Annotated in this window: 14 protein-coding genes; 1 reads left to right on the forward strand and 13 read right to left on the reverse strand. The window is 48.6% G+C overall.

Features of this window, described 5'->3' with window-relative positions:
- Positions 1-7: 7 nt before the first annotated feature.
- The 13 genes from flhF to NOG12_RS06605 all read right to left on the reverse strand — a co-directional run bounded on the left by flhF (position 8) and on the right by NOG12_RS06605 (position 13391).
- Positions 8-2161 carry a flagellar biosynthesis protein FlhF gene (gene flhF, locus NOG12_RS06545; RefSeq protein ID WP_313932777.1) on the reverse strand — a complete coding sequence of 718 codons (2154 nt, stop codon included), beginning with the start codon at positions 2159-2161 and terminating at the stop codon, positions 8-10.
- On the reverse strand, positions 2158-4239 hold the full coding sequence (flhA, locus tag NOG12_RS06550) for a flagellar biosynthesis protein FlhA (RefSeq protein ID WP_153826534.1): 2082 nt from the start codon (positions 4237-4239) through the stop codon (positions 2158-2160). Before flhA ends, flhF begins: the two co-directional genes overlap by 4 nt.
- Positions 4236-5378 carry a flagellar biosynthesis protein FlhB gene (gene flhB, locus NOG12_RS06555; RefSeq protein WP_110075727.1) on the reverse strand — a complete coding sequence of 381 codons (1143 nt, stop codon included), beginning with the start codon at positions 5376-5378 and terminating at the stop codon, positions 4236-4238. Before flhB ends, flhA begins: the two co-directional genes overlap by 4 nt.
- 100 nt (positions 5379-5478) lie before the next feature.
- A complete protein-coding gene (gene motB, locus NOG12_RS06560; protein ID WP_313932778.1) occupies positions 5479-6426 on the reverse strand; it encodes a flagellar motor protein MotB in 948 nt (315 codons plus the stop codon).
- Complete coding sequence (motA, locus tag NOG12_RS06565; protein WP_162014508.1) at positions 6426-7292, reverse strand: flagellar motor stator protein MotA; 867 nt, start codon at positions 7290-7292, stop codon at positions 6426-6428. The genes motB and motA overlap by 1 nt, the downstream gene beginning before the upstream one ends.
- Positions 7293-7348: 56 nt before the next feature.
- On the reverse strand, positions 7349-7894 hold the full coding sequence (gene flhC, locus NOG12_RS06570) for a flagellar transcriptional regulator FlhC (protein WP_162014507.1): 546 nt from the start codon (positions 7892-7894) through the stop codon (positions 7349-7351).
- 9 nt (positions 7895-7903) lie between these two features.
- Positions 7904-8203 carry a flagellar transcriptional regulator FlhD gene (locus NOG12_RS06575; RefSeq protein WP_153826531.1) on the reverse strand — a complete coding sequence of 100 codons (300 nt, stop codon included), beginning with the start codon at positions 8201-8203 and terminating at the stop codon, positions 7904-7906.
- 126 nt (positions 8204-8329) lie between these two features.
- Entirely contained in the window at positions 8330-8623 is a 294-nt protein-coding gene (locus NOG12_RS06580; RefSeq protein ID WP_153826530.1) for an EscU/YscU/HrcU family type III secretion system export apparatus switch protein, read from the reverse strand.
- Complete coding sequence (locus NOG12_RS06585) at positions 8613-9419, reverse strand: flagellar hook-length control protein FliK (protein WP_153826529.1); 807 nt, start codon at positions 9417-9419, stop codon at positions 8613-8615. Before NOG12_RS06585 ends, NOG12_RS06580 begins: the two co-directional genes overlap by 11 nt.
- Positions 9416-9718, reverse strand: coding sequence for a flagellar protein FliT (locus tag NOG12_RS06590; protein WP_162014506.1), 303 nt, complete (start codon positions 9716-9718; stop codon positions 9416-9418). The genes NOG12_RS06585 and NOG12_RS06590 overlap by 4 nt, the downstream gene beginning before the upstream one ends.
- 62 nt (positions 9719-9780) lie before the next feature.
- Positions 9781-10179, reverse strand: a complete 399-nt coding sequence (gene fliS / locus NOG12_RS06595) for a flagellar export chaperone FliS (protein ID WP_313932779.1) — start codon at positions 10177-10179, stop codon at positions 9781-9783.
- A gap of 15 nt (positions 10180-10194) precedes the next feature.
- The gene (gene fliD, locus NOG12_RS06600) at positions 10195-11568 is read right to left on the reverse strand and encodes a flagellar filament capping protein FliD (protein ID WP_153826528.1); all 1374 of its coding nucleotides are present in this window, start codon (positions 11566-11568) and stop codon (positions 10195-10197) included.
- A 116-nt stretch (positions 11569-11684) separates the two neighbouring features.
- Positions 11685-13391, reverse strand: a complete 1707-nt coding sequence (locus NOG12_RS06605) for an HD domain-containing phosphohydrolase (protein WP_313932780.1) — start codon at positions 13389-13391, stop codon at positions 11685-11687.
- Between the two features lie 206 nt (positions 13392-13597).
- On the opposite strand from NOG12_RS06605, the gene NOG12_RS06610 reads away from it, so the two are divergent.
- The coding region (locus NOG12_RS06610; RefSeq protein ID WP_470384926.1) for a flagellin N-terminal helical domain-containing protein at positions 13598-14032 on the forward strand (435 nt) is incomplete at its 3' end.

Consider the following 14032-nt stretch of genomic DNA (forward strand, 5'->3'; position numbering starts at 1 on the left):
TACTGCGTTATGCTCCTGCTTGTCGCCCTGCTGCCACCAACGCTTGGTGAGCCTGTAAAACTCGCAACATACCAGGCACTAATTTATCCCCCTGCACGCGTCCACGTTTACCGGTTAAGCTAAGTAACTCACCCCGTAAATGGGCCGCTTCAGGGTGCTGACTGTACTCTAACTGCAAGGCGGCGGCGGCCAGAGTTCCAGCCAACAGTAACTGTAATGGCTGTCCGGCCTCACGCATAGTAGCTTTCAATTCTTGCCATGCCAGCCTGGTCAAACGACTGTACTCTTCGCTTTGCAGCATTGCTTTAACCCGAACTACGAGTTGCTCCGCACTACATCTGCTATCAAGCATCCAATAACGGCGCTGCACGGGGTTTTTACCACTGCCGCCATGTAATTCACCATAGACTACCTGATAAGGTGCGTCTGCTTGATGACTGTCTGCGGCAGCAATGCGCAACTCTAACCGGCGCATTTCGCCACGATACAGGAGGTTCTGTTTGGTTAGTGGAATAGCATGCTTCTTAACTAAATCAACGGCTGCAAGTTCAGTCCCTTGAAAGCTTAATTTGTGGTTTAGATTTAAACTCACCAACCAACCGGTTCCATGTTCGATAAATATCTCTAACAGGGTGGTCGCAGGTAAATAATCAAATAACTGCACCGGTGCCAACTGATAGTCCGGTTGCAACTCATCAGCTTGCTGTAATACTGCGGGCAACTGTGGCGAACCGTCGGCGTTTAGGGCCAAATGGGGCGTGCGATGCTGCCAACCTTGCAATGGTTGTGGTGCCGCCCAACGCAACAGCGGAGGAGCCGCTGCAGCAGTGCTAGCATTTTCCGTAAAGGCCATAGCCTGCAGAGGACTGGGCCATTGCTGGGTGCGCCAAGCTTGCTCAAATTCAGTAAATCCTGCCAGTTGCGCTCGTAACGCTTGGATACTCGACTGAATCACCGAGCCTTGACTGATCACTTGGTTAGCCGCCAAGCCGGTAGCCAAAGGTTGCTCCCACTCGGCTTGGGCCAGCACTGATTCATTCACCTCGTTCGCTAAACTCTGACTGATCAGCGCGGCAATATCTGGTGCCTGAATATCTTCTGGCACGCGTTGCCCGACCGAACACGATTGAATGGTCAGCTTATGCCGAATAACCGTATCTAACACGCCCCCAAGTAGCGCTGACTCGTCTAGTTTGGTAAGCACACAGTCTCTTACTGGTAATCCACTTTCGGTACCTAAACGCTGATAAATAGAAGCTACTTCGGCTAGGGTTTCAGGTTGCGACGCGGCATTTAACAGCAATACCACGCGCGTAGAATCTTTGTAATCATCAGCACCTAGCGCCGCGATTTTCTGGGCTAAACGCTGGTCTCTTTGACTCATGCCGACCGTATCCACTAACACCAAACGCTTGCCCTGCATTTTTTCCTGCAAGCTGTTCATGGTGTCGCCTTCGGCCAAGGCATGCATCTCTACATTAAGGAGCTCAGCATAAATAGCCAGTTGTTGTTGAGCCCCAATCCGATAACTATCCGTTGTTACTAACAACAGGCTATCGTGGCCATGGCGCATCACGTAGTGAGCTGCCAACTTAGCTGTGGTGGTGGTTTTTCCCACCCCGGTCGGGCCTACTAACGCAAGCACCCCTTGGTGCTCAAGTAAGTCCCAAGTTCCAGCATGATGGCTTATGCGTGCACCTAATTGCTGCTCAAGCCATTCTTGTGCTGCGGTTAACTGCTTGGCGGAATGATTTAAATGCACCGGTAGCAATGCTACTAATTGGCGGGCTAGCTCATCGCTATAGCCGCCCGCTCGCATCTTGCGATACAGCTTACGTTTATTGTCGTCGGGTACTTTTAGCCCTTGCTGTTGGTGCAACATCGCCCGCATGTCCTGCACGTCGCTTAACAGCTGCTGTGCCACTTGTGAAAAGTCGCTACCGGCAATAGCGCTGGCGTTGGCCGAACTGGCCTGATGCCCGTTCGTTGACGGAGCTGTAGTGTCACTTAACTGCAACAGTTCTGCTTCAGCAATGGCAAAAATCTCTGCCCCTTGTGCCGTTTTGCGGGATAACACAATCACCGCATCATCGCCCAACGCATCACGTACTTGGCGCATTGCATCTTTATGGCTGGCCGCTAAAAAGCGCCGAATACTCATGCCCTTTCTCCGATTACGGTCACTACTTGTATACTACGATCGTCTGGAATTTCAGCCTGCGATAATACTACCAAATCACGTAGCTGACGGCGCAAAAAGTGAGACAACAGTGGCCGTAAATTAGGTGCTACCACTAATACCGGTGGTAGACCCATAGCCTCAGCTTTGTGCATGGCCTGCTCGGTTTGTTGTTGTAACGTCATCGCTAAGCTAGGTTCAATTGAGCTATTTTGCTGCAAAGCTTGGCTTAACATGGTTTCTAGCTGCATGTCTAAGCCCATTACTTGCAGATTACGCTCACCGCCAAACCATTTTTGCGTGATATTTCGCCCCAAAGCTATACGCACTCGGGCCGTTAATTCATGCACATCAGACTGTTGTCCTTCAAACTCTGCCAGTGTATCAAAAATCGAGCGTAGATCGCGGATAGATACGTCTTCTTCTAGCAAGTATTGCAGCACCCGCTGTAGGGTCGTTACGGTCACGCACTTAGGAATAACGTCGTCAACTAACGCCTTATTCTCTTCGCCCAGTTTATCTACCAACTGCTGCACCTCTTGGCGACCGAGTAAATCTGCCGAATAGCGCTGTAACAGATGGTTTAAATGAGTCGCCACTACGGTACTTGCATCAACCACCGTGTAGCCAAAGATTTGTGCATGCTCACGTTGATCCGCTTGAATCCAATGGGCCGGCAAACCAAACGCCGGGTCAGTGGTTTCTATCCCTTCTATCGCGCCAGTTACTTGGCCCGGATTAATCGCGAGCCAACGATCCGGGTAAATCTCCGCACGACCAATCTCACCACCTTTGAGAGTGATGGTATAGGTGTTTGGTTTGAGCTCTAAATTATCGCGAATATGAACCACAGGTGGTAGAAAGCCCACTTCTTGGGCAAACTTCTTACGCACACTTTTTATTCGTCCTAGCAGCTCACCTTGCTGATTATCATCCACCAGTGCAATTAATCGATGACCAACTTCCATGCCCAAAGTATCTACTAACTGCACATCTTGCCAACTAGCTTCAGGGCTACTGAAGGTGGGTGCAGGAGCTGCTTCGGTGGCGCTGGCTGCGGCTTGCTGTTGCTGCTGCTTTTGCTGTAAATACCAAGCAAATCCGCCCAACATGGCGGTGAACAACAAGAAGATAAAGTTTGGCATGCCTGGCACTAAACCAAGCAAACCAATCACCCCCGCCGCCAAATACAACACCTTAGGGCTGACAAAGAGTTGCTTTATAAGCTGCTGGCCAACATCTTGCTCGGTGTTGACCCTAGATACAGTTACCCCGGCTGCGGTTGAGATAATCAGCGCAGGAATCTGTGCCACCAAGCCGTCTCCGATGGTCAGCAACACATAAGTATGGGCTGCGTCACCGGCACTCATATTGTGCTGCATAACCCCAATTAATAAGCCGCCAATAATGTTCACTACCATGATCACAATACCGGCTACCGCATCACCACGAACAAACTTACTGGCACCGTCCATCGACCCGTAAAACTCGGCCTCTTGAGCAACTTCTTGGCGGCGTCGACGAGCTTCTTCTTCACCAATCAGGCCGGCGTTAAGATCGGCGTCAATCGCCATTTGCTTGCCGGGCATAGCGTCTAACGTGAACCTAGCTCCAACTTCAGCAATACGTCCGGCACCCTTGGTAATCACCATAAAGTTAATAATGACCAAAATGGCAAAGACCACTAGGCCAACCGCAAAATTACCGCCTACCAAGAATTCACCAAAGGCTTCAATCACCTTGCCTGCCGCGTCACCTCCGTTATGCCCCTCCATCAACACCACTCGGGTTGAGGCCACGTTCAAGCTCAGACGCAATAGCGTGGTAAACAGCAATACAGCAGGAAATGCAGCAAATTCAAGAGGCTTTTCGGTGAACATACTCACCAATAACACCATCAAGCTGAGCGCAATGTTAAAGGTAAACAAAAAGTCCAAGGCAAAGGGCGGCAATGGCAATACCATCATCGCCAAAATCATCAAAATTAGAACCGGGCCTACCAACACTTGCAGCCGTGCAGTGGTCAAGCTACCCGCGAGGGCTTGATAGCTTAATTTCATGATGCGGGTACCTCATAATCTGCAGGAACAACAATGTTTTCAGGCGTTGGCGGCACAGCGACGGTGCCTTGCTCTGCGCGTTTTAACTGGAACGCCCAAGCTAAAACCTCGGCCACAGCGGTATAGAGAGCGGCAGGGATCTCATGCCCTAAATCAACGTGAGTATACAATGCTCGCGCCAAGGGTGCAGCCTCTAAGCGGGGGATCTGGTGTTCATCACCTAACTCTCGAATACGCTGAGCCACCAAATCTGTCCCTTTCGCAATCACTCTGGGGGCACCCATGGCACCATCTTGATACGACAAAGCCACGGCATAGTGAGTTGGGTTAGTAATAATCACGTCGGCTTTTGGCACCTCACTCATCATTCGGCGCCGGGCCATAGCTTGTTGCTGCTGTCTAATCTTACCTTTAACGTGCGGGTCACCCTCTGTTTCCTTGTTTTCTCGTTTTACTTCTTCTTTGCTCATCCGCAATTTTTTTGTATGGGTGAATAATTGATAGGGCACGTCAAACAGTACCACCACTATTAATGTTAGAATCATCAGCAGGCAGGCGAGTGCAGCAAGTTTCATGGCCTCAAACAAAGCACTCTTAACGTTTAGTGACATCAGCGCCAAAAAAGTATCCCGGTGTTGCCATAAAAACAGCATCAATACGCCGCCGACCAAGATCGACTTCGCCAAAGCTTTACCTAATTCTGCCAACGCCTGGCTCGAGAACGTGCGCTTAAGTCCTTTTAGTGGGTTAAGCTTTTCAAATTTCGGCTGCAAAGATTTAGCCGACACCACCCAACCACCTAATAGCGCCGGAGCAATCAAGGCCAACAGCAGCATCACGGCAAACAAAGGCAACAGCGCCAGCAGTGCTGATTGGCCCAACTCTAGAACATTTTGCAGCATAGGCCCGGCTTCAGACACTTGTAGGCGTTCAAACAGAAAAGCTTGCTCCATCACCCTACCCAAGTTTTGATAAAGGGTTTCGCTTACGGCCCAAAGTACGCCAACGCCGCCAAACAGTATGACAAATGTAGTTAACTCACGCGATCGTGCAACCTGACCTTCTTCCCGCGATTTCTCAATTCGCCTGGCCGTGGGGTCTTCTGTTTTTTCCTGATCGCTGGTTTGTTCTTCTGCCATCGCTGCTGCTACGCAATAAAAACTTAGAGTTAGGGATATTGCGCTCTAGTATGCCGCAGTTGAGGCGGTTTGAAGGACTGAATAACGGGGTTAGAACCCTTTATTTCGAGGACTGTTTGGTGCTTGGTGGATCGCTAACACGAGGGTCGACCACTGACGGGTCTATAGCTTCAGGGTCAGCAATGGGAGCTGGTTCAGCTTGCTGATCTTGAGGGAAAAATCCTTGGCGCTTAATAAAAGCTGCCGATTCTGGCGTATGCACCACTATAGTAATGCGTCTATTACGCGGATCAGCCGGGTCGGTACCGTCTAAGGGAATCCGGTCCGCCGCTCCCATCACCAGTAACAACTGGTCCGAGTTAAACCCGCCTTGCAGCAAAGCTTTGCGCGACTCGTTGGCGCGATCGGCTGACAATTCCCAATTACTGTAACCTCGCTCACCACCGGCATAAGGTAAGCTATCGGTATGGCCAGCAATGGTTATTTCATTGGGTAACTCATTTAATAAGGGGGCTAACGTCTCTAATAGGCGCTGCATGTAGGGTGCTATCGTGTCACTACCGATCTCAAACATGGGTTTGGTCTCGGTGTCTAACATCATGATGCGTAAGCCTTCGCGAGTCACGTCAAAACGTAACTGTGCTTTGAGTGCACGCAGAACGGGGTCGCGATCTATCTCAGCCTCTACCCGTTGCCGTAAGTTATTGAATTGTCGGCGCGTATCGGCTGGCCGCGTCTCACGACGCAGATCGATACGAGCCTGCTCGCCAGCGCTATGAGAGGGGTCATCACCACCTCCTTTGATAGCACTGGTACTGGCCGACGCTCGGTCGCCACCAGCCATAGCTACTAACAAGGGTGTGCGAAAATACTCAGAAATACTTTGCTTCTGCTTTTCCGACGACATCGACAAAATCCACATCACCAAAAACAACGCCATCAACGCCGTCATAAAGTCCGCCAGCGCAATCTTCCAACTGCCGCCGTGGTGTTTCTTTATGATTTTCTTGCGCCGAATAATAATCGGTCGTTGTTGCTGGTCATTCATCACGAAGCGTCCGATTTTGCTCCACGTACATAGTCTTCAAGCTCGTTGAAGCTAGGACGCTCTTCCGAGAACAACGCCTTACGGCCAAATTCAACCGCCAATTGCGGTGCATAGCCATGCATACTGGCAAGGAGAGTCACTCGAATCACCTGGAGGGTTTTCGACATTTCTTGCACTTGCCGTTCAACGCGACTGGCAAGCGGATTGATAAAGCCGTAACCCAATAAAATACCGAGGAAAGTTCCGACCAATGCATGAGCAATCATGTTACCCATAACATCCGGCGGTACATCGGCAGTACTTAATGCCCGCACTACCCCGAGCACAGCTGCAACGATACCAAAAGCCGGCATGGCGTCACCTACTTTGCTCAAGGCATCCGCTGGGATTTCTCCTTCGGCTTCAAAGGTTTCTATTTCGTGCAGCATCAACTCATCTAGTTCTTGTGGGTTCATGTTGCCACTAATCATGAGGCGTAGATAATCTGAGATGAAGTTCAGCATCATCTCATCTTCTAGCACATCAGGATGTTCGCTGAAAATGGCACTTTCGGTAGGATTTTCAATATCGCGCTCTACCGCCAACATCCCGTCTCGGCGCATTTTATTGAGTAATTTATAAATCACTGCCAGTAATTCAAGGTAGGTTTCGTTGGTGTATTTGGTCGAGGGCTTAACTCGCTTAGCCATCTTTAAGGTAGCTTTTATAGCCTTGCCATTATTTGCCGCAATAAAGGCTCCAAGCCCAGCACCACCAATGATGACAAACTCCAACGGCTGGAACAAAGGCCCTAACGAACCACCAGCCAAGGCATAACCACCAAATACCGAAGCAATAACAATGATAAACCCTAGAGGAACGAGCACGGCCTAATCCTTCTCTTTTTTACTATAAGAATTTTATCGGCCACAACAGGCGAAACTTAAGCAGGTTTTGTTGCTTTTGGAGATTTATTTTTCAACGGTTTACCGGCTCGGGAGGGGGGTGCGCAAACACCACATACGTAGTCTTTATCTGGGGTATGAGCATGATTAACGAATTTTAGCCCACAACAGTTGCAGCTAGACAACTGAAACATGTCGCTTTCAAAAAACCGAATGAGTGTCCAAGCGCGGGTGAGCGCCAACACATCTTCTTCATTGCATAACCGAATATGTTCTTGATAGAGCTTGTAGGCCTTGATAAAAGCTTGCATCCGCTCTAATTTTTGTTGCTCGCGCAAACGCAGGTAAATGTTGTAGAAAAAAGATGCATGTACGTTCGGTTGCCACGTCATAAACCAGTCCGTAGAAAAGGGCAACATACCTTTTGCTGGTGATTTACCTGCGACTTCTTTATACAAGCGAACCAAGCGACCACGGTTAAGACTAACTTCTGATTCAAGCACTTGCAATCTGGCACCCAGCTCTATCAACTCGATGGCGAGTTGCACTTGGTTCAGTTCATCAAGTAACTTGGTAGAGCTCACAAGCTATCCTTATACCGATGCCATCAACATCGCTAAATGAGTTTGTTGCATGCCGGTGTCGCGTTTATTACCAAGCACCGCTTGTAACTGTTCTACTGGACCCAAACTTGGTTTAAGTAGACTGTGTGGCTGGCGTGCAAGCAAGGTGAGTTCTTTGGCCGACAAGCCTTCAATAAGATCAGCAAGATCCTCGTCAATTTTAAGACGAAACATAGCAGTATCGCGATCTTCTGCAATTAACTTTTGCACCAGCATCAAGTAACTTAAATTAAGTTCTTGTAGCTCAGCGATAATTCTATTTTCAGACATGTACTACAGTCCCAGATCCATTAATCCATACAATTAATGGGATCTTTAACAAATATTAACAGTGCAAGTCAAGATTTCGGCATAATTAAAACGGTTAAGCACTCATAGCCACATGTTGCCACGTTGTTATTTTGGTTCGTTTTTTGAGCTGTTTTGAGCATCAATCTCTAAACCTTTCGCCCATATTAACAACTCAGCAACAATGACCCACATCGTTTGGGGTACATAGGTATCGAGTTCCAGTTGCGACAACAAATCCACCAACTCCGGCGAATCATGCACAAACACCCCATGCTCATTTGCCAGTGCGATCATCTCTTCCGCCACTAGCCCCTGCCCCTTAGCAATCACCTTGGGCGCAGGTTCAAATTCTTGATATCTTAGCGCTACTGCTTTCTTGTTTGGTTTATCATGATTCATTGGCTAGCACCCCTACAGCAATGGGATCGACCTGCAATCCTGTCATTTGCCTTAAGCGTTGGGCTAACATATCTACCTGAGACCGTACCAGCTGCACTTGAGAATCTGTGCATTGTACCTGCATCGTGAGATGTTGATCACCTAGCCTAAGTTTGGCTCGCAATACTCCAAGCACTGGTAAACTCAATTTTATCTCACTAGTCCAAGCTGCGGCTTCGGGCTCATCTCCCTGTTGTCGCCGTTGCTCATCACGCCAACGTTGCACTAGAGGATTAACCTCGGGTTGCACCAACCATTGCAGCGTGGCTTGAGGCCATAACTCGGTTTCAATACGCAACATGCCGCTATTAAGTAGGTCGATTTGCTGCCCTAAAATAGATTGAATAGTACTGGGAGTGCGATTTTGCGGCTGTTGTTGCAGCAAATTTATCGGCGCCTTTTGTGCAGCCCAGCGGGCTAATAACGTCTCGTAGAATACGCCGGAATCTTTCACTAATGTCTGTAATTTGCTAACTAACGCAGCGACATTCAAGTTAGTCGCTTGAGCTGGGAATAATTGCCCCGCAGTTTGGATAAAGGCTGATTGCGAACCACGTGGTGGGAGTTGCTGCTGCCAGCTGTCTATTAGCTGTAATAAGCGCGCTACTTGCTGACCCGCTTGGCTAAATTCAGTGGTGGTTGCGGCGGCTTGAATGGGGGCAACTGGTAAAGGATGTCTGGGCAGAGCTGCCACCGGGCTGCGCTGCTTGGCAACCTGGTGGACTAACGTATCGAGAAGAGGTGTGATGCTGCTCAATTGCGATAACTATGCTCTAGTTTTTGTTTTTTATTCATACTGCGCAAGGTTTGCTCAAGCATGGTTCGCCGTGCAACCAAGCGTTCGCGAATCTCGCGGTCTTGATCCATGATAGTGCTTAACAACTGCAATTTATCAAGCTTTTGCTGGTCACTCAACTCAACTTCTGCTTCAGCTACGCTCAACCGTTCCACTTCTTCAACGTATTGTAGCTCAGCTTTAATTAAGCTATCCCAGTCTTCGTTACGCACACTAGCTAACATCTGGTTTGAGTGCTCGAGTAAAGTGTAATACGACATAATAACCTCCGTCGCAGAGAGAGCATAGGTGCGGGCAACTCGCTCAGATGCTGACACTGCGATCATGCTCCTTCAATCTGCGGCTGAATTTCTTTCCAAGCAGAACCAATTTGCTCCAACAACGCTGCAGCTTCGTCTAGTTTCGCTACATCATTGTGCAAATTAGCTTTCAGTAGCAACTCAGCCACGTAGGTATAAAGGGCCTCTAAGCGTTCAGCTAAGTCACCACCTTGTTCTTTATCTACGGCAGCCAACAAACCTTGGTTCACAATATCCAACGCCTTGCTAATTGACTGAGCTTTAGCAGCTATGTTCTTTTGCGCAATGTGTGCTTTCGCGCCTTTAATGGCTTGAATAGCCCCATCAAATAACAAACTAATCAGTTTGTGCGGGCTCGCTGAAAGAACATGGCTTTCAATTCCTACTCGACCGTAAGCGGCCGCTCCACGCATACCGTACATAGGTAGTTACTCCTGCTACTTCTTATTGCCTAGCTGCGCATTTAAAGCATCAAACTGCTGCATTAAATACGAACTAGTAGAATTCATATTAGCGATCATGCTGTCTAGCTGACCAAACTGCACTCGATACCGCTCTATTGTTCGAGCGATGCTGACTTCTTCTCGTGCATAACGTTCTTCAAGACGTTCTATCGCACTCTTCATACCTTCGGTACCCAGCGCTATCGGACCATTTTCGTCCAATAACTGAGTGACCGTATTACCAGCTTTAGCGACGAAGCCATTCGCCTCGTCAGTACCAACGTTTTCGGTACCCGTGAAGAAGTTACTTAATTGCGTTAGTTGTGTACTGGTTAGCTCTTTCAGCTTATCTGTGTCTAGTTCTAACGAACCATTGAGCTGTCTGCTGATACCGATCTCGCTTAAGGTATTAAGCCCCTCGCCATCTACAGCTTCAGAAAAAATGCTACGCAAGCGCGTTTCTACGGTGCGCAAACCACTATCACCCAACAACCGGCCAGCGGTCTGAGTTTCAGCGTTGTATTTGCTTAAGTCTTTGATGGTGCTTTGTAAGCTGTTATAACTTTTCACAAAGTTCTCAACAGCACCCGTGATAGCCGCTTCATCTCGGGTGACATTAACCGTGGCAGTCTGCCCTTCTTGTTCAAGAGTAAGGGTTATGCCCTGCAACGCATCGGTCACTTGGTTTGATTGGCTACTAATGCCAATCCCGTTCACGATTAAACTGGCATTGGTACCGGCTTGAATCGAGCCAGCATCAACTGCTAGCTCATCACCAAAGCCATTAAAGGTTAGTGAACTTACGGCAGCATCTACGCCGGTTTTACTCGAGGTCAAAGCTAGACGGAAGGGTGCGTTAGGGTCGCCGTCATTAATGATCGAGGCGGTGACATCACCTTGCTGAGCATTAATAGCATCCCGAATACCTTCTAACGAACTCGCACCGGCTTCGATATCTATACTATGACTGGTGCCATCACCGAGATTAAAGCTAAAAGTTCCAGCCCCTAAATCACGACTTTTATCGTCTACTCCAAGGGTTGCACTGCTGTACGCCCGCGCTAGGGTATTCACTTGAACGTTATACGAACCTGGTACCGCACTTGCGCTAGCTGCTGCCTGCAAACCTTCGCCAGTTACTGAGCTACTAACGGCTTGAAAGGTCTCTGGTTTACCAAGGTTGGTTAAGGCATTTTGAAACGCCGATAACGAACCTTCTAGACGACCATAAGCAGAAATGCGCGCCTGATAGCTAGCGCGTTGTTGCACTAACGGCTCTAAGCGCTGACGTTCAGCTGATTCTAGCTGCGTCAGTAAGCCATTTAGATCTAACCCGGAACCAATTCCGAGTGCTGCAATAGATGCCATATCAATACGTCCTATTTAACTGCTAATCAGTTTGCCTGATGCGAATCAATTCAAAACCGATAATAGCCGCTGTTACGCGCTGTATTTCATGTTTATCGGCTGTTATTTAAACAACTTTAGGTCTCTGGAACTAAAACATCTCTAATTCGTCCGAGCTCGGCCAGTGCAGCGCCAGCAATCACAGGCCCCAGCTTTTCATCCGGAGCATACTTATGCGGGGACACTCGTACTTTCGCTACTCGTTTTTGCCTATCTAGCCCAACCACCCAGGCAAAGACGCCTTTCTCAAAACGTAATAAAGAACCTATAGGTAGCACGCCAAAGTGCGTAACATATTTTTTTAACCAGCTTTCATCGAACTGATCTACCAAGGGTTGCATAAGCTTAGCCGCAACCGCTGCCGGTTTGGCCGGTCGGTCTGGACGCGAGCGCTGTAATGCATCCATACTGTCTACGACCGCCGCCATACGCGCTAATTGTCCCAACTGGTCGGCCTTTAACCCCAACGGATAACCCGAACCATCAAGGCGTTCATTGATTTGCGCAATCACGTTATCGCGAACCACCGGCGCTAACCACTTTACGCCACCCATTTTATCCATTAGCGCATCCACGTGGGTGTGCATTTCTTCGTACATTTCTGTACTTAAAGTCGTTGCTCGCCAAATATCTTGTGGCAATAAGCCTTTCCCAAGATCATGTACCATGGCTGAAGCCGCCACCGCTTTGCGCAATTCACGCGGTACTTTCTGACTGCCTAACATATCAGCCATTCGCAACGCCACAGCTAAACCGTGTCGCACCCACCGCGATTCGCGATGAATACAGTGCACTGAAAATAGCGCTTCTTCGCGGTCATCATCTAACATATCCAGTAATCGATCGGCATGCAGCGACAATTGTTGTGAGCTCACCGCTTCACCTTGGCGCATCACCACCATCTGACTATCTAAATAACCAGCGATACGAGCCAGGCGCCGCGCCATAGGAGTCGCATATTGATGCTTATGCCGGCGCCCTAAGCGGTCATCATCTTCATCGCGAATTCGAAACAGCTCTGATTCGTTGCGACTATCCCCATTACTGGCACTACGGCTAGCTTCGCGTTCAATCTCCCGCACATAGTTCCAGACCTCGCGCTCTTGCGCCTTACTGGGGTTTTCAAACTCAAAACCCACCGCCATAACCTGACGGTCGTTGTCGTTCTTAATATGGCGAACCCTAGCAGTCACCTCAAACGAGGTGCCGTTAGGAAAATGCAGTGCAATTTCCGTAGCAATATCCGGCAATACCCGCGATACACCATCTTGCATAAAAAATTCAGCCAAACATCCTGTCGCGGATAAATCACGTAAATCACCTTGCAGCTCTACTAACTCTTCTTTGTCGTTATCGGCACTGCGCACCAGCACCCCAACGTGCATCCCTAACCTTAAACTGGCGCGAAAGCTCGCACGACGTTGTTGTACATGAATTTCTTTGGGCCAATCTACATAAGCTAACAAGCGCCCTTCTACTGAAGAAAAATCACGAACCGCCAAGGGGTTTGAGCGAACTAGGCCGCCTGGTGTATAGCCTGAAAGGATAAACTTACCCCCACGACGTAAACTAGGTGCAACATCACGAATGGCGGTAAGATCAAATAATAAATAATCTTCTTCTAGCTGCTCAACTATCACCAACGGATGACTTTTCTCACCCGGTCCCAGTAGGGTTAGGTTTGCTACCCCCGGTTGGCTCAAAGCATCGTAATAGGTGGCGAGCTCTACCACACTATTAACGGGAGTAAACTCGTTGTCGGCTGTTACCGGCGCTTCGTTCACGCAAAATTCCTTGTGTCACTAAATTTAACTTCGCTGATGTTGATATCGGCATGAGAGCTTAGATCTTTAGCTTACTCTGGGGCTTCGCTTAGCCTATCCACAAATAATCAAAGGAAAATTTCTAAAGTTATTTTTTTTGCTTCCGATAACAAGAATAACGGCAGGCCGATTGGGTTGCCTAATTTGGAAACAGAAGGAATATACCTATGTCAGTTATCAATACAAACATCACCTCGATGATTGGCCAACAGAACCTGTCTAAATCACAGTCTGCTTTGGCTACCTCTATGGAGCGTTTGTCTTCAGGCCTGCGTATCAACAGCGCTAAAGATGACGCCGCCGGTCAAGCTATCGCTAACCGTATGTCTTCACAAATCACTGGTTTAAGCCAAGCTCAGCGTAACGCAAACGACGGTATCTCTGTCGCGCAAACTGCTGAAGGCGCACTTAACCAAGTGAACGACAACTTGCAGCGTATCCGTGAATTGACTGTGCAAGCTCAAAACGGCACGAATTCTGCAGCCGATAAACAGTCAATTCAGGATGAGATTAACCAACGCCTTGATGAAATCGATCGTATCTCGAAAGAAACTGATTTCAACGGTGTAAAAGTATTAAAAGAAGATCAAGCGTTAGCCATT

Source organism: Pseudidiomarina fusca (assembly GCF_032227045.1).
Classification (GTDB): domain Bacteria; phylum Pseudomonadota; class Gammaproteobacteria; order Enterobacterales; family Alteromonadaceae; genus Pseudidiomarina; species Pseudidiomarina fusca.